The following is a 21,947-nucleotide window of genomic DNA, read 5'->3' as shown; positions in this document are numbered from 1 at the left end:
TTTTCAAAGAATTACATCTTTGCTTTCAATGCCTTATATTCGGTAGTCATTTCAAGTGCACTATATACATTTAATAATGTCTTAGATACATCTTCATTTTTAGGATCTAACTCAACAGCTTTTTGCAAATAGGGAATTGTACTTTTAAACAAATCTTCTCTTTTCTTTTTCAAAGTGTTGTATTTTTTCATATCAGCATCAGATGTTCCAAGTTTGTTCATTGCATCAATGATATCTTTCTCGTCTTCTAACTTCAATGCAGCCATATTGATGTATGCATTTGTATAATCAGGCTTCAACTCAATAACTCTATTGTAGAACTTTTCAGCATCTGCAGTGTTTTTAGCATTAGCACTAAGCACTCCTAAATTAAAAATCAAATCTACATCGTTAGGATTTTTTTCAATAGCCTCTGAAATTAATTTTTTGTAAGTATCCATATCTTTAGTTTCAAGATATAAATTTGCTTCAGTCATTAACAACGTAGAATCGTCTGGGTTTGCTTTTCTAGCATCAGAAACTGCTTTTTTAGCCTCATCAATCTTCCCTTCTTGAACATAAATCAAGGCAATATTTTTATATATCTCACCTCTTTTAGAAGGAACATCTTCATTTCTAGGCTTTTCATGAGTTCCCATTTTAACTAATCGATCTCTCTCTGCTGCCGTTGCAAAAAAGTTTTCCTCACCATTCACCTTATTTACAGCATAGTAATATGTAGCTTTTCCAGAATAATTTAACGCTTTTAATTCTTCATAAAGCTTAAGTGCGTTAGTATAATCTTTAGCACTCACATAAGTTGAAGCAGCATAATACAAGTTGATTGTGTCTTTTTTCTCTAATTGATATGCTTCATACAATTTTTGAGCAGCGATATCATTCTTATCAACTTTAGTATCATCAATAGCAGAATTGATTAATTTTCCTTTAATATCAGCAATTGAAGCAGTAGCTTGTGTTGAATATTTAGATTTTCCAGAAGCTTTTTCAACTGCAATTAAATCTTGATACGCTTTAGCGGCTGCAATTAAATTCTTATCAGTTTCTACATTTTTATTAGACAAATCTAAATATGCATTTCCCTTTACGAATAAAAATTGTGCTTTTTCAGCATCAGGAGCATTCGCCGTTAAACTTTCAGCACCCGATAATATTGTTAACGCCTCATTTGCATTCCCTGATTTAAGTGCTTTCTCAGCAGCTTTTATTTCATTTTTTTGAGCAAAGCTCGTTACGGATAAAAATAATGCAGATGCAATTATTAGATATCTACTTTTCATATTAATTTGATTTATATTTACTTATTAAATTACGATTTAATTACGCCTCGTCGTCGTCTGAATCATCAGAGTCATCTTCTTCGATTTCTTCTTCATCTTCGTCGTCATCATCAATAACTCCTTCGTCTTCAAGAACTTCAAGAACTGGTTTTACTCTCTCAATGACATCACTCTCAACCACATTTCCATCTTCGTCAACCACTACTTCTTCAGCATCATCTTTCATCACCTTAGTCACCGCTGCAATAGAGTCTTTTCCTTTTAGATTAATTAGTTTAACTCCTTGAGTAGCACGTCCCATAACACGTAAATCTTCGATAGCCATCCTAATTGTTAATCCAGATTTATTAATAATCATTAAATCATCTGCATCTGTTACAGCATTTATAGATATCAACTTACCTGTTTTTTCGGTTATGTTCAATGTTTTCACACCTTTACCACCACGGTTTGTAATTCTATATACATCTTCACCATCATCGTCAACCAGTTTAGTACGTTTTCCATAACCATTCTCGGTAACTACTAATATTTGAGAATCATTAATATCATTTTTATCAACGGTCACCATTCCGATTACTTCATCAGATTCGTCTTTTAAAGTAATACCACGAACTCCAGATGCGGTTCTTCCCATCGGACGTGTTTTAGTTTCTTCAAATCGAACCAATTTACCCGATTTAACCGCCAAAATAATTTGACTTTCTCCATTAGTCAATTGAGCCCCTAACAACTCATCGCCCTCTTTAATAGTGATAGCAGCTACACCATTTACCCTTGGTTTAGAATATTTCTCTAGTGAAGTCTTTTTAACCTGACCTTGTTTGGTAACCATAACAAGATTATGTGTTTCGATATATTCTTTATCTTTCAAGTCCTGTGTACAGATAAAAGCTTTCACTTTATCATCACTCTCAATATTTATTAAGTTCTGAATTGCCCTTCCTTTTGCTGTTTTACTACCTTCTGGAATTTCATAAACACGCATCCAGAAACATTTTCCTTTTTGAGTAAAAAACATCATATACTGATGATTTGTTGCAACGAACATATGCTCCAAGAAATCCTGATCTCTCGTTCCAGCACTTTTCTGACCTACTCCTCCTCTATTTTGAGTTTTATATTCGGATAAATTAGTGCGCTTAATATAGCCTGCATGCGAAATTGTAACTACAACATTTTCATCTGCAATTAAATCCTCAATACTTACATCACCTCCGGAATATTCAATGGTTGAGCGACGATCATCTCCATATTTATCACGAATTTCTGTAAGCTCTTCTTTAATCAAATCAATTCTTAAATTAATATCTGCCAACAAAGCTTTTAAGTGCTCAATTAACTTCATCAATTCTTCAAATTCAGCTCTTAACTTATCTTGCTCAAGACCTGTTAGTTGTCGTAAACGCATTTCGACAATTGCTCTCGCTTGAATATCAGAAAGTTTAAATCTTTCTATTAATTTTTCACGAGCTTCTTCTGTATTTTTTGACCCTCTAATTAACGCTATAACTTCGTCAATATTATCTGAAGCAATAATTAAACCTTCTAAAATATGAGCTCTTTCTTCGGCTTTACGCAATTCAAATTGTGTTCTACGAACCACCACGTCGTGACGATGCTCAACAAAATAATGAATCATATCTTTTAGATTCAACATTTGAGGACGACCGTTAACCAATGCGATATTATTTACACTAAAAGAAGATTGTAATTGTGTATATTTAAATAACGTATTTAAAACCACATTCGGAGTAGCATCTCGTTTTAAGATATAAACAATACGCATACCGTTTCTATCTGACTCATCACGAATATTGGCAATACCTTCTATCTTCTTTTCATTTACCAAATCAGCCGTACGCTTAATCATATCGGCTTTATTTACTTGATAAGGGATTTCAGTTACAATAATTGATTCTCTACCATCTACTTCTTCAAAACCAACTTTGGCACGCATCACAATACGTCCTCTACCAGTTTTAAAAGCCTCACGAACCCCTTCATAACCATATATCACACCACCAGTTGGAAAATCAGGTGCTTTTATATGATTCATTAATTCATCAACTTCGATATCATTATTATCAAGATAAGCCAAAGTACCATTGATTACTTCGGTCAAATTATGAGGAGGCATATTCGTTGCCATACCTACTGCAATTCCAGTTGCTCCATTTACCAACAAAGTTGGAACTCTTGTAGGCATAACTTTTGGCTCATATAAAGTATCGTCAAAGTTCAATTGAAAATCGACAGTTTCTTTTTCAATATCAGCCATGATTTCTTCAGAAATCCTTTTCATTCTAGCCTCTGTATAACGCATTGCTGCAGGACTATCACCATCAACTGAACCAAAGTTACCTTGACCATCAACCAATAAATAACGCATGCTCCATTCTTGAGCCATACGTACCATAGCATCATAGACAGAGACATCTCCGTGTGGATGATACTTTCCTAAAACTTCCCCGACTATTCTTGCAGATTTTTTGTGGGCAGATCTTGAAGTTACTCCTAAATCATACATTCCGTAAAGCACTCTTCGGTGTACAGGCTTTAAACCATCTCGTACATCAGGAAGAGCTCTTGAGACAATTACCGACATCGAATAATCGATGTAGGCTGATTTCATTTCATCTTCAATGTTAATTGGAATTAACTTTTCTCCGTCAGACATAATATATTCTTAAATTAAAATTATTTTGTTTAAAAAATCCTGCTAATATAAGCTTTCTCAATATGTTTTTAGTCAAAAAAAAGCATAAATTTATTCGATTTATTAACAAATTTAGTTTGTGATTTAGTTAATAAATTAAACTTGATTTAACGGTTTATTCATCATTTTTTTTGTCAATTAGCATTAATAGATTTAAAAGGTATGATTTTTGCATTTACAGATCATGTTTACTAAATTTACATTAACAATATTTAAATATTATGGATGATAATTTTTCACCTAGAGTAAAAGACGTTATTACTTATAGCAAAGAAGAGGCTTTACGTCTTGGACATGACTTTATAGGTACTGAACATTTGATGCTTGGCATTCTAAGGGATGGTAATGGTAAAGCTATTCACATCCTTAACAACCTTTCTATTGATCTAGATCATTTAAGAAGAAAGGTTGAGATTCTAAGCCCGGCCAGCCCCAGCATTGATGTTAGTGTAGAAAAGAAAAATTTACATCTGACGCGTCAAGCTGAACGAGCATTGAAAACCACGTTTCTTGAAGCAAAAGTTTTTCAAAGTTCGTCTATTAGCACAGCACATTTACTGTTGTGTATCTTGAGAAATGAAAACGATCCTACAACCAAGTTGTTGAATAAACTTAAAATTGATTATGACACAGCTAAAGAACAATACATCAATATGACTCCAAACGAAGAAGAATTTTTAGGAAACTTGCCAAAAAATGAATCTTATAATGATGATTCAGGACAAGATGACAGTCTCAAAGAAGCTAGCTTTAACAATCCAGCCAATAAGTCTAACAAAAAATCTAAAACTCCTGTTCTTGATAATTTTGGGAGAGATTTAACAGAAATGGCCGAAGAAGGAAAACTAGATCCTGTTGTGGGACGTGAAAAAGAAATAGAACGTGTTTCTCAAATTTTGAGTCGTCGTAAAAAAAACAACCCTTTACTAATAGGTGAACCTGGTGTTGGAAAATCCGCAATTGCCGAAGGTCTTGCTTTACGAATTATTCAAAAGAAAGTTTCTCGTATCTTATTCAACAAACGTGTTGTAACCTTGGATTTAGCTAGTTTAGTTGCTGGCACAAAATACCGAGGTCAATTTGAAGAACGCATGAAAGCTGTAATGAATGAATTGGAAAAAAATGATGACATCATTCTTTTCATAGACGAAATTCATACGATTGTTGGAGCTGGAGGAGCAACTGGCTCATTAGACGCTTCAAACATGTTCAAACCTGCTTTATCAAGAGGCGAAATCCAATGTATTGGAGCAACAACTCTAGATGAGTACCGCCAATACATTGAAAAAGATGGAGCCTTAGAAAGACGTTTTCAAAAAGTAATCGTAGAACCAACTTCAGTAGAAGAAACTATTGCAATTTTGAATAACATCAAAAACAAATACGAAGATCATCATAATGTAATTTACACCGAAGGAGCTATTGAAGCTTGTGTTAAATTAACAAATAGATACATGTCTGAACGTTTTTTACCAGACAAAGCTATTGACGCATTAGACGAAGCTGGCTCAAGAGTACACATTACAAACATTGACGTCCCTAAACAAATTCTTGATCTAGAACGTCAATTAGAGGAAGTTCGCGAATTAAAAAATCTAGTCGTAAAAAAACAAAAATACGAAGAGGCAGCCAAACTTCGTGACGACGAGAAAAAAATAGAAAAAGAATTAGCCATTGCACAAGAACAATGGGAAGAAGACTCTAAAAGTAACCGAATTATAGTTACCGAAGATAATGTAGCCGATGTGGTTTCTATGATGACTGGAATTCCTGTAAATAGAATTGCTCAAACTGAAAGCAACAAACTTGCAAAACTACCAGAGTTAATTCAAGATAAGGTAATTGGTCAAAATGATGCCGTTTTAAAAATAGCTAGATCTATCCAAAGAAACCGTGCTGGATTAAAAGACCCAAACAAACCAATTGGTTCATTCATTTTCTTAGGACAAACCGGTGTCGGTAAAACACAGTTAGCCAAAGTTCTAGCCAAAGAATTATTCGATTCTGAAGATGCATTGGTACGAATTGACATGAGTGAATATATGGAGAAATTTGCTATTTCTCGATTAGTTGGAGCTCCTCCTGGATACGTAGGATACGAAGAAGGAGGACAATTGACCGAAAAAGTAAGAAGAAAACCTTATTGCGTTGTTCTTCTTGACGAAATAGAAAAAGCTCATCCCGATGTGTTCAATATGATGCTACAAGTACTTGATGATGGATTTTTAACTGATAGTTTAGGTCGTAAAATTGATTTCAAAAACACGATTATCATCATGACATCTAATGTTGGTGCACGTCAATTGAAAGATTTTGGACAAGGTGTTGGTTTTGGTACTGCTGCCAAAGTAGCACAAGCCGATGAAAATTCTAAAAGCATTATCGAAAACGCTTTAAAGAAAACATTTGCTCCAGAATTCTTAAATAGAATTGATGATGTAATTGTATTCAACACATTAGAAAAAGAAGACATCAATTTAATTATCGAAATTGAATTGAAAAAATTATACAATCGTATCAATGAGCTAGGATATCAATTGAAGTTATCTGATAAAGCTAAAGCTTTTATTGCCGACAAAGGATTCGATAAACAATTTGGAGCAAGACCTCTTAAAAGAGCTATCCAAAAATATATCGAAGATGCTTTAGCAGAAGAAATTATAACTTCAAAAATCACATCCGGAGACGAAATATTCATGGATATAGAAGACGGTTCTAAAGAATTAACCATAAAAGTAAACAAGGCAGAAGAACCTAAAAATCAATAATTTAAAACAAAAAACTTTTTAACAAACCCGTTACGTTTTCATAACATAACGGGTTTATTCTTTATAAGATATTATAGTACTTTTTAGAAAACAAATATCTACATTTGATAATTCAAAAAAGAAAAACCAATTTAATTTATGGGACAAAACAAAGTCATACTGGGTAGCGAAGAATGGTGCTCATTTCCAGAATTAGGAATTCCAACAATAAAAGCTCGTGTTGATTCAGGTGCCAAAACATCAGCTTTACACGCCATCAATATTGCCCCATTTATTAAAAACGAAACCAATTGGGTGAAATTTGATATTAACCCAATTCAAAACAATATCAAAACAGTTATCCATTGCGAAGCACCATTGGTAGGGAAACGTATAGTGAAAAGCTCAAGCGGATTTAGAGAACATCGCTACGTAATTCAGACCGATATTGCTATTGGCGAATCGAAATGGCCTATTGAAATGACATTAACCAATCGCGATTCTATGGGTTTCCGAATGCTTTTAGGTAGAGAAGCCATGAGCGGAAGAATCTTGGTTGACCCCGAACAAAAATATCTTTTGGGACAACCAACTCCAGAAAGCCTTCAAGCCTTATACATAAATTCTGAAAAAGCAAGCTCTGGTTTAAGAATAGGGCTTTTAGCCAGTAATCCCGAATTGTATAGCAACATAAGAATTATGGAGGCTGGCGAAATGAGAGGCCATGAAATGCATTTTCTAAACATAAAAGAATGCTACATGAAACTGGATGCTAAAAAACCAGAAATCCATTATCGTGGCGGAAAAATCTTGAATCAATTTGATGCTATTATCCCAAGAATTAGACCGAGTGTTACTTTCTATGGATGTGCATTGACAAGGCAATTTGAAGCATTGAAAGTATATTGTTTAAATTCTGCTACAGCAATCACACAATCTAGAGACAAATTATTCTCATTACAATTATTATTAAATCACGGCATTGACATCCCAACAACTGGGTTTGCCAATTCCCCATTGGATACAGATAACTTAATCAAAATGGTAGGCGGAACACCACTGATTGTAAAACTTCTTGAAGGGACTCAAGGAAAAGGAGTTGTACTAGCCGAAACTAAAAAAGCTGCGGAAAGTGTCATCAACGCCTTTAAAAGTTTAAATGCCAATATCTTGGTACAAGAATTTATTAAAGAAGCAAACGGAAAAGATATTCGTTGTTTTGTTATTGATGGAAAAGTTGTTGCCGCCATTCAACGAGAGGCTATGCCTGGAGAATTTAGAGCCAACATTCACCTAGGCGGTACAGCTTCTGTTGTTAAAGTAACCTCTGAAGAAAAAAGAATTGCTATAAAAGCAGCAAAAGCAATGGATTTAAAAGTTGCTGGTGTAGATATTATTCGATCCTCAAAAGGACCTTTATTATTAGAAGTAAATTCATCTCCTGGACTAGAAGGTATTGAAGGTGCCACCAATAAAGATATCGCTGGCGAAATGATTAAAGCAATCGAGAAAAATTTCAAAATAAAATAAGACATTCCATTTCAACTGTAAACATAAAGCAACTCTAAAAACTGGAGTTGCTTTTTTTTAGCATTACAATTTTTATTTTCCTTAAACTCAATGCTCTAAAAAATTAAAACAAAAAACCATTCGGAATCCCCGAATGGCTTGTTTTATATTCTCCCCATTTATATTAAATAAATAAGGCCAAAAGATAATATATTAACGCAGCTAAAATTGCTGTAATAGGAATTGTCAACACCCAAGCCCAAATAAGACTCACAGTTACCCCCCAACGAACCGCAGAAATCCTTTTAGTCAATCCAACTCCAATGATAGAACCTGTAATTGTATGAGTCGTACTTACTGGAATTTTTAAATGCTCGGTAAAATACAAAGTCAAAGCTCCAGCAGTTTCGGCTGCAACACCTTCAAAAGAAGATACTTTTGTAATTTTTGAACCCATTGTTTTTACAATTTTCCATCCTCCACTCAAAGTTCCCGCAGCAATTGCTGAGTAACATGCTAACGGTATCCAGCCTGGCATTACCCCTTTTACACCTAAATCATCATTTGGCAACACAACATTTAACCAAGAATCCATATGAACACCTGGATTAGTATTAATATATACCGCAACTGCCGCAGCAATAATACCCATTACTTTTTGAGAATCATTACCACCATGTCCTAAACTAAAAGCAGCAGATGATAACAATTGCATTTTTTTCAGTGCTCCATCTGCCTGATTAAGACTTAAGCTACTAAAAATCAAACAAAAAACACTAACTGTCAATATTATAAAAGCAACCAAAAACCATTTGATATTGTGAGATTCAAAAACCACACTCCAAAAATGAGAATCAAAACGAGCTTTTCCACCGTCCTTTATAATCGTTTCATAAGGAATCATTTGCTTATAGACAAACCAAATAGTCAAAACCATTAAACCTAGTGTAAAAATCTTAGGATATATGCTTTTTCTTGAAGCGTTTAACAACCAAATTGAAATTAAATACGATGCTACTGCTCCCACTAAAGGGGCTAAAACAATAAAAGCAATGATTATTAGAACACCAGAAGGCATTCCTCCATCTTTTCCTGCTTTGTACCAACTAACTATTTCATACCAATAACGAGTAGTTCCGTCTTCGCCTACATAACCCGAAAAACCATGAACTGCAATTGCATGAGCAATAGCTGCTCCAGCAAAACCTCCGATCAAAGTATGAGAAGAACTAGAAGGAATTCCTAACCACCAAGTGAGTAAATTCCAAGCAATTGCTGCTATCACACCTGCCAGAATTACAACTAGATTAATCTCCATGGTATGAGCTGTTTTTGCTACAGTATCCGCAACACCAAAACCAAAAACCCAATAGGCCAAAAAGTTAAAGAAAGCAGCCCAAACTACCGCTTGAAATGGCGATAAAACTTTGGTTGCCACAACAGTAGCAATAGCATTAGCCGCATCATGAAACCCATTGATGTAATCAAAAATTAAAGCTAAAACTATAATAATTATAAGTAAAGTCATATCAATATCTTCAGTATAAATAGATTAGATTAAGAATGTTTTACTGTAATAGATTCCAAAACACTAGCAACACTCTTACATTTATCAGTTGCAGATTCTAAAACTGATAATACTTCTTTATATTTAATGATATTCTTAGCATCTGTTTCGTTTTCGAAAATTTCAAAAACTGCTTTATTATAAACCATATCCGATTTGTTCTCTAATTTGTTTATTTTAGAACAAGCATGAGTAATGGTTTTCATATTATTTAAATTTTTCAATTCTTTCACAGCTGTATCAATATGCTGACAAGCCTCTAGATTGATTTCTGTCATTTTACGAATTGATTTTGTAATTTTATCTACCTGATACAGACGCATTCTTGAGGCTGCACCATGAAGATGATCGGCAACATAATCAATCGAAGTTATTAAAGAGTAAATATCCTCTCTATCAAATGGTGTAATGAAGTTTTTACTCAATTCTAAGTTAGTTTCACGAGTAATATCTTCTCCTTTTTGCTCTAATTCGTCAATTTTAACAAAAAGAATCTCTCTTTCTTTTAAAGGAAGATTAACCGCTTCATGTAAATTTGAAGCTAATTCAATTAAATTACTAGATGCTTCTTCGAAAAGAGGAAAAAATTTTTTGTCCTTTGGGACTAAAAATTGAAAAATACTATTTAATGACATTTGTTTCTTTTTTAGATAGTGCAAAATTACTTCATTATTTTATGCTAATGTTAAGCCATTGTTAACAAATCATTTTCAATTTGAAAACTATTCAGGAAATTAACCGTTCGTTCTATATCATAATGTAAAATCCTATCTTCTTTCACAAGTGGCACTTCATCTCTATATGATTTCAAAAACATTTCGATAAAATCACTTGATTGTAAAGGTCTTCGATACTCAATTGCTTGGGAGGCATTCATCAATTCTATAGCCAAAATGCGCTCTAGATTTTCCATAATACGCAAACACTTAGTTGCTCCATTTGCTCCCATACTCACGTGATCTTCTTGTCCGTTACTAGACACAATACTATCAACACTTGATGGTGTAGCCAACTGTTTATTTTGACTTGCTATACTTGCTGCTGTATATTGTGGTATCATAAATCCTGAGTTTAATCCTGGATTATCTACCAAAAAAGCAGGTAAATTTCGTAATCCAGAAATTAATTGAAAAGTTCGTCGCTCTGAAATACTACCAAGTTCTGCCAAAGCAATACTCATAAAATCTAAAGCCAGTGCCAAAGGTTGACCATGAAAATTACCCCCAGAAACAATCTCGTCACTCTCAATAAATATATTAGGATTATCAGTAACTGAGTTTATTTCAGTTTTAAATACTTTTTCTACATAATGAAACGTATCTTTAGAAGCTCCGTGTACCTGTGGAATACAACGAAAAGAATAAGGATCTTGCACATGAGTTTTGGGTTGTTTGATAATTTCACTACCATCAAGAAACTCTTTTACTCTTTTGGCTGTCGAGATCTGACCTCTATGAGGGCGAATATAATGAATCAGCTCATTAAAAGGTTCAATTCGACCATCAAAACCTTCCAAAGAGATTGCACCAATAAGGTCTGCAAAAAAAGAAAAACGATGTGCTTTCATTATTATATATGCTCCATAGGCACTCATAAACTGAGTCCCGTTTAATAAAGCAAGTCCCTCTTTTGATTGCAACACTATTGGCTGCCAACCAAAGTTTTTTAATACTTCGGCCGATTTCATCCTCTTGCCTTCAAACCAAACCTCTCCTTCTCCTAACAATGGCAAAGACAAGTGCGCTAATGGAGCCAAATCGCCTGATGCTCCTAATGAACCTTGTGCATAAATTACTGGCAATACATCATTATTATAAAAATCAACCAAACGCTCAACAGTTTCCAATTGAATTCCAGAATGGCCATAACTCAACGATTGAATCTTAAGCAACAACATCAACTTCACTATTTCATTTGGCACCTCATCACCAGTTCCGCAGGAATGTGATTTAACGAGATTCTCTTGCAGTTTTGATAAATTCTCATTCGATATTTTTACATTACAAAGCGAACCAAAACCAGTATTAATACCATATATTGGCTCAGAATGCAAAGCCATTTTGGCATCCAAAAAATCCCTGCATTTTTGAATTTTTTCTTTAACAAGATCTGAAAGAATTATTTTTTTATCATAAGAAACAATCTCTTGTAATTCCTCAAAAGAAAGTAAATCTGTATTTATATAATGTGTATTCTCCATTTTACTAAAATTTAAAGACCAAAATTCAATAAATCAACATTAAAAAGCAATTATTTCTAAAAATAATTTAAACATCATATTCAAAATCTTGAGAAATTTGACAATCATTTATTCTAAACCAATCAAAGCTTCTTATCTACACCTAAACAAAAAAAAGCTTATTTTACTGTAACTTACAACTTAATTTAGCATCAAAACCATTGCAAAACCTTTCCTTAAAACAATGATAATCTCAATAAACAAAGGATTATATTACACAATATTAAATTTCAATCCCTATTAGAAATTATTTATTAAAGTATTCATAAAAACGACTTAAAAAGACTTATTTTTTTATAAAAAACAGTACTTTTGAAAAATCAAAATGAAAAAATTTAACAGCAAATATCACTCTTCAAATACAACTCTTACTTGGGTTGTTTCTGCTGTTACTACAACAATTACTACTACCCCTTAGGGGTATTCATTATTACATATAATCCATTTTTGCTATGCTTCTTTATTAAAGAAAGTAGTTCATGAGTGCATAGAAAATAATTGCATTTATATTTAAAAAAACACATAAACAACTGAATAACAGCGTAAAAAAAACGCCATTCGATTTAAATAAAAACAAATACAAACTTGTTATGAGAGTATTAAAATTTGGCGGAACTTCGGTAGCCAATGCAGAAAACATAAAATTAGTATTAGACATTGTTCTTAATAAATCACACGAAGAAAAACTTGTCGTGGTTGTATCCGCTTTAAGCAAAGTTACCGATTTGTTACAAAATGCGGCTTCATTAGCTGCATCTAATGACGAGAACTTCAAAGAGATTGTATCTGAAATTGAGAAAAAACATTTAGAAGCACTCAAACAACTAATTCCTGTTAGTGAACAAAGTGGAGCTTTAAGCCATATCAAAAGAATCATTAATCATTTAGAAACACTACTAGATGGATGTTTCCTTTTAGGAGAATTATCACCAAGAACCTTAGATACTATTTTAAGTTTTGGTGAATTATTATCATCTTTTATTATCGCTGAAGCATTAAAACAAAGACTAAAAAACAGTTCTTATAAAGATAGTCGTGAATTGATTAAAACTAATAATCAATTTGGAAAAGCTGCAGTAAATTTTGAAATTACCAATCAACTCATTACAGATTATTTCAAATCTGATGATACTCTAGTTACCATCATGCCTGGTTTTATTTCTATGTCTATGGATGGTATCATCACTACTTTGGGTCGTGGCGGTTCTGATTACACAGCTGCAATCATTGCTGGAGCATTGAACGCAAACGAATTAGAAATTTGGACAGATGTTAATGGAATGTTTACAGCAAACCCTAAAATTGTAAAACAAGCTCGACCTATTGCTACAATTTCTTATCAGGAAGCAATGGAGTTATCTCACTTTGGCGCCAAGGTACTATACCCTCCTACTATTCAGCCTGTTTTAAGAAAAAACATCCCAATCATTATCAAAAACACTTTTGAGCCCAAAGCCGAAGGAACTTTAATTTCAAATTCTGTTACAGAGCAAACCAATCCTGTAAAAGGAATTACTCATATTGACAATATTGCTTTGGTTACACTGGAAGGCTCTGGAATGATTGGTGTTGCAGGATCATCGAAACGCTTATTCGAAGTATTATCAAACGAAAGTATCAATGTTATTTTCATAACACAAGCATCATCCGAACACTCGATTTGTATTGGTATTTCGAGCTCAGATGCGGAATCGGCTGAAATTGCTATTAATAAAGCTTTCCAAAATGAAATTGCTCAAAACAAAATTGACCCTTGCATTGTAGAGCAAAACCTCTGCATTATAGCACTAGTTGGCGAAAACATGAAAAACCACCAAGGTCTTAGTGGAAGAATGTTTAGCACTTTAGGGAAAAACAACGTTAACATTCGTGCTATAGCGCAAGGTGCTTCTGAAAGAAACATATCAGTAGTTATCAATGAAAGAGATGTCAAAAAAGCACTTAATACATTACACGAAAACTTCTTTGAAGAAGACACCAAACAATTAAATTTATTTGTAATGGGTGTTGGTAATGTAGGCGAAAAATTCATTGAACAAATTCATCAACAAAAGAAATTTTTAAAAGAAAACCTAAAAATAAACTTGAGAGTTATCGCTATTTCAAATTCTAGAAAAATGCATTTTGATGATGATGGAATCTCATTAAAAGGATGGCAATCCCTTTTAGAAAATGGACAAGATGCCAACAAAGAGGAATTTATTGCAAACGTAAAAGCACTTAATTTGCGTAATAGTATTTTTGTTGACATTACGGCAAACGAAGAGATTTCTAAAACTTACGAGCAGTATTTAAAACAAAACGTTGCTGTAGTAACTTGTAATAAAATTGCCTGTTCATCAGCCTATGATAATTATAAAAAACTAAAAAACCTTTCTCGCCAATACAATGCCCCTTTCTTATTTGAAACTAATGTTGGTGCAGGATTACCAATTATTGACACTGTAAAAAACTTAATCGCTTCAGGTGATAAAGTACATAAAATTCAAGCCGTTTTGTCTGGAAGTTTAAACTTTATATTCAATAATTTTGACGAAAATAATTCTTTCCACGACGTAGTAAAAGAAGCAGGAGTTCAAGGATTTACTGAACCAGATCCCAAAATAGACTTAAGCGGAATTGACGTTGCAAGAAAAATTCTGATTCTAATTCGTGAAAGCGGATATCAAATGGAAATCGAAGACATTGAGAACAAAGCTTTCTTACCAAAAGAATGCATGGGAACTACCAACAACGACGCTTTTTTTGCTTCATTGAAAGAACACGCAAAACATTTTGAATCTATTTTAGCAGAAGCAAATGAAAAAGAAAGCCGATTGAAATTTGTAGCTCAATTTGAAGACGGAAAAGCAAATGTAGGCTTACAATTTATCCCAAAAGACCATCCATTTTACAATTTGGAAGGAAAAGACAATATCGTTTTATTCTATACAGATCGCTATGTTGACCAACCCTTATTAATCAAGGGAGCTGGTGCTGGTGCTGCAGTTACTGCATCTGGAATTTTTGCTGATGTAATTAGAATAGGAAATGTGTAATTTTACGCAGTAGAGACACTATAGAGTGTCTCTACGAAAAAAAATAAAAAATGGAAGAAATAAAATTATTCTGCCCCGCCACAATTGCAAATCTTTCTTGTGGTTTTGATGTACTCGGACTATGTTTAGCTACTGCTGGAGACGAAATGATTGTTCGGAAATCTGATGTAAAAGGAGTTCGTATTACCAAAATTGTAGGAGCTGATTTGCCATTAGAAACCGAAAAAAACGTTTCTGGAGTTGCTGCACTAGCAATGTTAGAAGAAGTTGAAACCGAATTTGGTTTTGAAATTGAAATCTACAAACACATCAAAGCCGGAAGTGGTATTGGTAGTAGTGCTGCTAGTTCTGCAGGAGCAGTTTTTGGAATCAACGAATTATTAGGCCGTCCTTTTACCAGAAAAGAATTGGTAAAATTTGCCATGCAAGGCGAAAAATTAGCCAGTGGGAATGCACATGCTGATAACGTGGCTCCTGCCCTTTTGGGAGGTTTTACACTAGTTCGTAGTTCAAATCCATTGGATATTATTAAAATTGATAGCCCATCCGAATTATATGCAACGGTTGTTCATCCACAAATTGAGTTAAAAACTTCCGATGCACGTTCTGTATTAAAACAAACTGTTTCTCTAAAAAGTGCCATTACACAATGGGGAAATGTTGGCGGATTAGTAGCAGGACTGTACACTCAGGATTATGAATTGATCGGCCGTTCATTGCACGACGAAATCATCGAACCAATTCGCTCAATGCTAATTCCTGGATTTGATTTAATCAAACAAACAGCTTACGAAAACGGAGCACTTGGTTCAGGGATTTCTGGTTCTGGCCCTTCTATTTTTGCATTAAGCAAAGGTGAAGAAACAGCAAATAAAATCGCCAAAGCCATGAGTGCTGTTTATGAAGAAATGAATTTGCCTTATGAAATTCACGTTTCTAAAGTAAATGACCAAGGAATATCAATAATTTAATATAAGTCCTTAGTAATTAGTTCCTAGTTCTTAGTAGTTAGCATAAAACTAAGGACTAAAAAACTAAGGACTAAAAAACTAAGGACTAAAAAACTAAGGACTAAAAACTAAGGACTAAAAACAATGAAATATTACAGTTTAAATCATAACGCACCAAAAGTTTCTTTCCAAGAAGCTGTTATACAAGGATTAGCAACCGACAAAGGTTTGTATTTCCCTGAAAAAATCACTCCCCTATCATCAAGTTTTTTCGACAATATAGAAAATTTATCTAATGAAGAAATTGCTTTCGAAGCCATTCAGCAATTTGTAGGTGATGAGATTCCAACCGAAACCCTAAAACAAATCATAGCCGAAACTTTATGCTTTGAGTTTCCAACCGAAAAAGTTGAAAATAACATTTATGCCTTAGAATTATATCACGGTCCAACAATGGCTTTTAAAGACGTTGGCGCGCGTTTTATGTCACGTTGTCTAGGCTATTTCAATAAAGATAAAAAAGACAATAAAAACACAGTACTTGTAGCTACTTCCGGTGACACAGGAGGTGCGGTTGCCAGTGGTTTTCTAGGAGTTCAAGGTGTTGATGTTGTGATTCTTTATCCATCTGGAAAAGTAAGTGATATTCAAGAAAGACAATTGACAACTTTAGGACAAAACATCAAAGCTCTTGAAGTTGACGGTGTTTTTGATGATTGTCAAGATATGGTCAAAAAAGCATTTTTGGACGAAACTTTAAAACACAAAAACCTAACATCGGCCAATTCTATCAATATAGCGCGCTGGTTACCACAAATGTTTTATTTTTTCTTTGCTTACAAACAATTAAAATCACAAAACAAGCCAATGGTATTTTCTTGTCCTAGTGGAAATTTCGGAAACATTTGTGCTGGAATTATGGCTAAAAAATTAGGCTTACCTATAGAACATTTCGTAGCTTCAACCAATGTAAACGATACGGTTCCAAGATTTTTAGAAAAAGGAAATTATGAACCAAAACCGTCTATTGCTACAATTTCGAATGCAATGGATGTAGGAAATCCAAGTAATTTTATTCGTATTCAAGAATTATACAACAATGATTTAAATGAATTCAGAAAAGATTTCTCATCCTTTTCATATACCGATAAAGAAACTTTAGAAGCAATGAAATCTATTTATAAAACCGATGGTTACATTGCAGAACCTCATGGAGCCGTTGGTTATTTGGGATTGAAAAAAGAGCTACAAAACTTTCCAAATGCAATTGGAGTTTTCCTTGAAACAGCGCACCCTATTAAATTTTTGGATGTTGTAGAACCAGCATTAAACATAACTTTACCATTGCCTACACAAATTGAAAGTGTAATGAACAAAGAAAAAGTAAGTACCAAAATCAAAACCTACGAAGAATTAAAGAGCTTCTTAGGATAGATCATAGTAAAAGTAACGGCCAAGATTATTATTGGCCGTTTTTTTTTGTGGTATGATCATTTTCTATTTTACTTCGTATGAGTCCCATAAATCAGAATTATTTTTAACTTCTTTCATTTGACTCATATAAATATCTTTACCATTAGTTCGCAGATTTATCATTCCATAAAGAATTTTTTGATTCTTTAAATCTGTTGAGCGCGCTAATTCTGTCGAATAAACAAGAGGGCGTTTGCTTTTAGAATATTTACCTGCACAACCAATAGCATCTGCTCTAGGATGAGCATGCCCCTCATTGTCACCTGATGAAATTACCGTAGCATATGGATTTACCAACTCCATAAATTTTTCTGAAAAATCTGAGGAACCGTGATGACAAGATTTAGCAACATCTACTTCAAAAGGGTTCTCGAAGGGATATTTTTCCATTAAGTAGTGCTGGGAAAAAGTGTTCAAGTCTCCACCCAATAAAACAGTTCTATTTCCAAAAACAACTTTTAAAACTAGGCTATGACCATTAATTGTTTTACCGTCATCTTTCCAATAAACAAATGCTTTTTCATCGTTTAATTTTTCTGTAAAAGGCGCTAATACTTCTATACGAAAGGATTGACTTTCTATTTGTTCCTCAATTATTATATCTCCTTGTTCAAATCGTTTCACTCCTTGAATGTCAGCATCATGCAATGCGTTCAAAAACGCTGTTACATCTCTATTAAACGAGACTTGTTCGCTGACTGTCAACAAATCATCAAATACTTTTGTCAAATACTTTTTCCCATTACTTGAAACAATTTCCCCAAGACCACTACTGTATGGGTTATCTTTAACAGCAAATTTTAATATCCCTGCATGAACAATTGTTCCGAAAGTAAAACGCTTGTCTTGTAAAATTTTAACAAATCCTTTATAATGATCTGTATCAAAATGACTTACAATCAAAAAATCTATATGAACTTTCTCCCCTTTATCCAAAAGATATTTGTATTGCCATTTAGTTAGGTAATTATACATACTACTATTAGGCCCAGCATCTATCACTATTTTGTATTTACCAACTTCTAGCAATGTACCATCTCCTTGTCCTACATCTAAGAAAAATATTTTCATTCCCATATCATTAGATAAATCAGAAGAACGCATCCACCCATTTTTTTTAAAAGCGTAAATTTGAGTCCATTCATCATTTTCATTAATGATTTTGACATAAGTTCCCATTAATACTCTGTTGATTGGATTCTTACCCTTTCCGCCACTAACACTCTCGTATATTATTGCCTCATTAGTGGAAGCATATTTAAATTCGGCCATATCTATTATATTTTGTTATTAGCAATCTGCTCTCTAAAAAATTACTACCATTTTATGGGGAAGAACTTAAAGTAAAACAAACAGCTAAACAATTGAAAATGAAAAACTACTCTTTTTTAAAAAGCACAAAAACTTCTAGCTAGATTTAAAAACCAAAACAAACGTTTATCACAATATCTGTCTAAATCAATTGTAATCCCTGATAAGCTGTTATACTCAACGCATCTCTTTTATCTACCCAATTAACATCATTGATGGTTCTAAAAATATAGGTTCTCCCAGTTATATTCCCATTCAAAACAACCGCTTCGTTTTTAACCAGTTTTACTCTAACCATCCCTATAGGATTTTGATTGCTCATATTGGTAAACGCTGAACGTTTTTGATTACAATTACACATATCAACTAAAATTTTTATTGGTAAACTTTTCAAGCAAAATAGAAGCTCCCGAATAATACAGTGTTAAAATAAGTATTTCTTGCCAAATTCCAGACAAAAAATAAGCACAAATCAATCCTATCCAAATACTTAGACAGTAAAAGCAATCCATCAATCGTCCCAAAAAAGTATTTCCAGCCATTTTTCTAATTTTAAAAATTACATCAAAAGGTCCATCTTCCAAACAAATCAAATGAGTAAGTCTCCATACTACAATCACAATTATAAAATATTTCTCTAGATCACTCATTGTTCCAAAATTAAAGGCCATCTAAAACAATTCAGACAGCCTTCTTATACTTAATTTTATTTTTTTTCTTTCAAACAAATATTGTAAGAAGCAGGTGTATAATGCCCAACACTTTGACTATTTACAATTGTTTTATCGACAGCATATAAAGAAATACTACCACAAGGATAAGAATTTACCAATGTAGCGATACTAAAAGAATTACCAGGCAAAGCCGGTGTATTGGTCGTGCCTGTAGGATCTGCTGTACCAGTTCCCCAAGTACTTCCAAAACTCCAGTAATGAAGATATTTATCATATACGTAGAATGTTCCTGTTATAGTATCCCCTTTTGCATAATGTGTGCAATCGCCAAGATCATTTACATGCAATTGAATTACGGGAGCAGAATTATCTATTTGGATAATTTTCGAAAATGCACCAGGTATAGTATCAACTTCCATTTCTATTAAGAATCGATCCTCGGTTGTAGGAGTAAATCTAGCCAAAACATTTAGAGTATTTTTGGAAACATCCAAAAATGGATAATACCCTCCCGCATCAGGTGTTTGGGTAGTATATTGCACCCAAGGTGCATGGGGCAATGAGCCAACAACGGTAAAAGTATCATTTGCATAACTCACGGTACCATTTGCTAAGTTTGTAATTTTTATTTTATAACGATAACCAGGGAAAGATGGGCCATTTAAAACAATTACACCTCCAAATGGAGCTCCAGTTGGAACAGGAATTCCATTTAATGCAAAAAATGCCCCAGACGATGTCAATCCTGTTAGATCATTAACATGAGCCACATCTATACCACCAATGATATTAAATAGCGGAATTACATCACCAGGATTTAATTCTAAACCAGGTTTAATTTGTACGTGAGAATCAACTCTATTACCATAATACTCTAACTTATTAGGATCTATTGTAGAGGGCGCTACATTCCACGACAATACTCCACGAACACGAATAACATTTGGTGTTGTACATAATTTTCTATGAAAAGTAGCGTCTAATGGTAAGGAAACCGAATAAGACAAACTATCTCCTTTCATGTCGATATCATGAACTTTCAATTCAACTGTATTAACATATTGCCAAGAACATGAATTATCCCAATCAACCCAAAACGAGATAAATTCTTTACTTCCTGAGTCGCATAAATCACCTACAAAGCCAGTTTTCTTTTTTATTCGTATAGTAGCAACCAAACTTTCTGAAGCATAATCTAGTCCTACACACTCCAATTCTTCAAAATCGACATTCGCTTTGGAAGTATCAAATGGAAAAGCAATGATTTCATCAATAATAGGAATAATATTTATTTTTAATTTCTCTAAAATTGATTTATCCATAATCGTTATTTCGGATGTTGGATATTTAATCATATTCGAAACTTTTTTATAAATAGTTCGTGTTACAGGAACTTTTAGTTTATCATATTTCAGAATTAAATCGTTTAGAGAAATATTCGATTTGGTTGATGAGATTTCATCAATATTAATACCAGTAACCTCCTTTAATTGTTTTGTAGTTAAATTAGGCGAAGCTTTTGCGATATCAAAATATTGGGATAAATCAATTTCTAAATCCTCCAAATGTTCTAAACTAATCAGCCAAGTTGGTTTTAACTGCACATCACTATCCAGTCTTCCTCCCCAAACGGGAGTCCAGTTTGGAGATGCAGTAGGCGGATCAGTACTCCAAGATAAAATAGCCCTCAAAGTAGGTAATGATGGTGAACTACAGGTAGAAAATTTGCGTGTTTTTTTCTTTAACGTAGCAACATATTGAATTGGAAAAATAGATTTCCCATTACAATCTTTATTATTAGGAATATCATGCACATTTACTGCAACAGAACCTTGATCTATAAAACCAGCACCATCGTGAAAATCTAAATAAAACCGAACATACTCAAATGAACCCAAACCACATAAATTGCCAGAATATCCAGAAGATCTATTGATTGAAAAAGTGGCTTTCATTTCGGCTGTATCGGGGTTATAACCTACACAAGTAAGTGTTTCATAACTAGGATCAGAAATAATCTTTATGATAGGTTTCAGCTTACTCTCGGCTATATTCCCAAAATAGTTAGGATTTTTGGCAAGCATATGTTTAAAATGCGTACGCTCTGGCTTAACGATTAAATTTGCACTGATTTTTGTTTTTTCGACTTTCATATTCTTATTTATTTTTTTGCCAACTCTTTGATAGGATTTTCGGCTTACTCCATTCGTTTTCTTTATACTTTAAATTTATTTGCTCAACAAATTGTAATCTTTTGAAAACTGGGGCATCAAAATAAATTGGTAAAAAAATAAAATCAACTACAAAAAAATTGATTATTTTTTGATACTTATTAAAAATTCACTCAAAATTATTTCGCTTTCAAACATTTTACAAGCGTATAAATACCTGTTTTAAAACAACTTACAAAAAAACTTTACTTTAAAAAACAAAATCAAAC

General features: G+C 33.4%; 14 protein-coding genes. 5 read left to right on the top strand and 9 right to left on the bottom strand.

Translation table 11 applies throughout. From position 1 onward, the window contains the following. Nucleotides 1-11: 11 nt before the first annotated feature. Nucleotides 12-1,280 (bottom strand): tetratricopeptide repeat protein, encoded by a 1,269-nt coding sequence (locus ABEB18_RS00690; protein ID WP_348797078.1) that lies wholly within the window; start codon nt 1,278-1,280, stop codon nt 12-14. A 40-nt stretch (nt 1,281-1,320) separates the two neighbouring features. Next, nucleotides 1,321-3,960 (bottom strand): DNA gyrase subunit A, encoded by a 2,640-nt coding sequence (gene gyrA, locus ABEB18_RS00685; RefSeq protein WP_348797077.1) that lies wholly within the window; start codon nt 3,958-3,960, stop codon nt 1,321-1,323. 260 nt (nt 3,961-4,220) lie between these two features. Between gyrA and ABEB18_RS00680 the strand changes: the two genes are divergently transcribed. Both ABEB18_RS00680 and rimK read left to right on the top strand, forming a co-directional pair. Further along, nucleotides 4,221-6,767 carry an ATP-dependent Clp protease ATP-binding subunit gene (locus ABEB18_RS00680; RefSeq protein WP_348797076.1) on the top strand — a complete coding sequence of 849 codons (2,547 nt, stop codon included), beginning with the start codon at nt 4,221-4,223 and terminating at the stop codon, nt 6,765-6,767. 138 nt (nt 6,768-6,905) lie between these two features. Continuing rightward, complete coding sequence (gene rimK, locus ABEB18_RS00675; RefSeq protein ID WP_348797075.1) at nt 6,906-8,276, top strand: 30S ribosomal protein S6--L-glutamate ligase; 1,371 nt, start codon at nt 6,906-6,908, stop codon at nt 8,274-8,276. 163 nt (nt 8,277-8,439) lie between these two features. Here rimK and ABEB18_RS00670 read toward each other — a convergent pair whose 3' ends face one another. Genes ABEB18_RS00670 through hutH form a run of 3 tightly spaced genes read right to left on the bottom strand, consistent with a single transcriptional unit; the run spans nt 8,440 to nt 12,022 of the window. Continuing rightward, the gene (locus ABEB18_RS00670) at nt 8,440-9,783 is read right to left on the bottom strand and encodes an inorganic phosphate transporter (RefSeq protein ID WP_348797074.1); all 1,344 of its coding nucleotides are present in this window, start codon (nt 9,781-9,783) and stop codon (nt 8,440-8,442) included. A 29-nt stretch (nt 9,784-9,812) separates the two neighbouring features. Next, on the bottom strand, nt 9,813-10,457 hold the full coding sequence (locus ABEB18_RS00665) for a DUF47 domain-containing protein (protein WP_348797073.1): 645 nt from the start codon (nt 10,455-10,457) through the stop codon (nt 9,813-9,815). 50 nt (nt 10,458-10,507) lie between these two features. Then, the gene (hutH, locus tag ABEB18_RS00660; protein ID WP_348797072.1) at nt 10,508-12,022 is read right to left on the bottom strand and encodes a histidine ammonia-lyase; all 1,515 of its coding nucleotides are present in this window, start codon (nt 12,020-12,022) and stop codon (nt 10,508-10,510) included. Nucleotides 12,023-12,651: 629 nt separating this feature from the next. On the opposite strand from hutH, the gene thrA reads away from it, so the two are divergent. The 3 genes from thrA (at nt 12,652) to thrC (ending at nt 17,483) form a co-directional block, all read left to right on the top strand. Beyond that, nucleotides 12,652-15,099 (top strand): bifunctional aspartate kinase/homoserine dehydrogenase I, encoded by a 2,448-nt coding sequence (gene thrA / locus ABEB18_RS00655; protein ID WP_348797071.1) that lies wholly within the window; start codon nt 12,652-12,654, stop codon nt 15,097-15,099. Between the two features lie 50 nt (nt 15,100-15,149). Next, nucleotides 15,150-16,070: a homoserine kinase gene (locus tag ABEB18_RS00650; protein ID WP_348797070.1), complete on the top strand. Its 921-nt coding sequence runs from the start codon at nt 15,150-15,152 to the stop codon at nt 16,068-16,070. A gap of 123 nt (nt 16,071-16,193) precedes the next feature. After that, a complete protein-coding gene (gene thrC / locus ABEB18_RS00645) occupies nt 16,194-17,483 on the top strand; it encodes a threonine synthase (protein ID WP_348797069.1) in 1,290 nt (429 codons plus the stop codon). Between the two features lie 63 nt (nt 17,484-17,546). Here thrC and ABEB18_RS00640 read toward each other — a convergent pair whose 3' ends face one another. The 4 genes from ABEB18_RS00640 to ABEB18_RS00625 form a co-directional block, all read right to left on the bottom strand. After that, nucleotides 17,547-18,794: a ComEC/Rec2 family competence protein gene (locus tag ABEB18_RS00640; RefSeq protein ID WP_348797068.1), complete on the bottom strand. Its 1,248-nt coding sequence runs from the start codon at nt 18,792-18,794 to the stop codon at nt 17,547-17,549. Between the two features lie 181 nt (nt 18,795-18,975). Beyond that, a complete protein-coding gene (locus ABEB18_RS00635) occupies nt 18,976-19,194 on the bottom strand; it encodes a hypothetical protein (protein WP_348797067.1) in 219 nt (72 codons plus the stop codon). Between the two features lies 1 nt (nt 19,195). Continuing rightward, nucleotides 19,196-19,504, bottom strand: coding sequence for a DUF1360 domain-containing protein (locus ABEB18_RS00630; RefSeq protein WP_348797066.1), 309 nt, complete (start codon nt 19,502-19,504; stop codon nt 19,196-19,198). Between the two features lie 35 nt (nt 19,505-19,539). Further along, nucleotides 19,540-21,660, bottom strand: coding sequence for a hypothetical protein (locus tag ABEB18_RS00625; protein ID WP_348797065.1), 2,121 nt, complete (start codon nt 21,658-21,660; stop codon nt 19,540-19,542). Between the last annotated feature and the right edge of the window lie 287 nt (nt 21,661-21,947).

Origin of the sequence: Flavobacterium adhaerens (assembly GCF_040045115.1) — a bacterium.
Classification (GTDB): Bacteria; Bacteroidota; Bacteroidia; order Flavobacteriales; family Flavobacteriaceae; genus Flavobacterium; species Flavobacterium adhaerens.
The sequence above is the reverse complement of the archived record's forward strand: the minus strand, read 5'-3'. Positions and strand labels throughout refer to the sequence as shown.

What these genes read in the sequence shown, in the direction of transcription:
- ABEB18_RS00690 (WP_348797078.1), bottom strand. Translation starts at nt 1,280, where the DNA reads ATGAAAAGTAGATATCTAATAATTGCATCTGCATTATTTTTATCCGTA.
- gyrA (WP_348797077.1), bottom strand. Translation starts at nt 3,960, where the DNA reads ATGTCTGACGGAGAAAAGTTAATTCCAATTAACATTGAAGATGAAATG.
- ABEB18_RS00680 (WP_348797076.1), top strand. Translation starts at nt 4,221, where the DNA reads ATGGATGATAATTTTTCACCTAGAGTAAAAGACGTTATTACTTATAGC.
- rimK (WP_348797075.1), top strand. Translation starts at nt 6,906, where the DNA reads ATGGGACAAAACAAAGTCATACTGGGTAGCGAAGAATGGTGCTCATTT.
- ABEB18_RS00670 (WP_348797074.1), bottom strand. Translation starts at nt 9,783, where the DNA reads ATGACTTTACTTATAATTATTATAGTTTTAGCTTTAATTTTTGATTAC.
- ABEB18_RS00665 (WP_348797073.1), bottom strand. Translation starts at nt 10,457, where the DNA reads ATGTCATTAAATAGTATTTTTCAATTTTTAGTCCCAAAGGACAAAAAA.
- hutH (WP_348797072.1), bottom strand. Translation starts at nt 12,022, where the DNA reads ATGGAGAATACACATTATATAAATACAGATTTACTTTCTTTTGAGGAA.
- thrA (WP_348797071.1), top strand. Translation starts at nt 12,652, where the DNA reads ATGAGAGTATTAAAATTTGGCGGAACTTCGGTAGCCAATGCAGAAAAC.
- ABEB18_RS00650 (WP_348797070.1), top strand. Translation starts at nt 15,150, where the DNA reads ATGGAAGAAATAAAATTATTCTGCCCCGCCACAATTGCAAATCTTTCT.
- thrC (WP_348797069.1), top strand. Translation starts at nt 16,194, where the DNA reads ATGAAATATTACAGTTTAAATCATAACGCACCAAAAGTTTCTTTCCAA.
- ABEB18_RS00640 (WP_348797068.1), bottom strand. Translation starts at nt 18,794, where the DNA reads ATGGCCGAATTTAAATATGCTTCCACTAATGAGGCAATAATATACGAG.
- ABEB18_RS00635 (WP_348797067.1), bottom strand. Translation starts at nt 19,194, where the DNA reads ATGTGTAATTGTAATCAAAAACGTTCAGCGTTTACCAATATGAGCAAT.
- ABEB18_RS00630 (WP_348797066.1), bottom strand. Translation starts at nt 19,504, where the DNA reads ATGGCCTTTAATTTTGGAACAATGAGTGATCTAGAGAAATATTTTATA.
- ABEB18_RS00625 (WP_348797065.1), bottom strand. Translation starts at nt 21,660, where the DNA reads ATGAAAGTCGAAAAAACAAAAATCAGTGCAAATTTAATCGTTAAGCCA.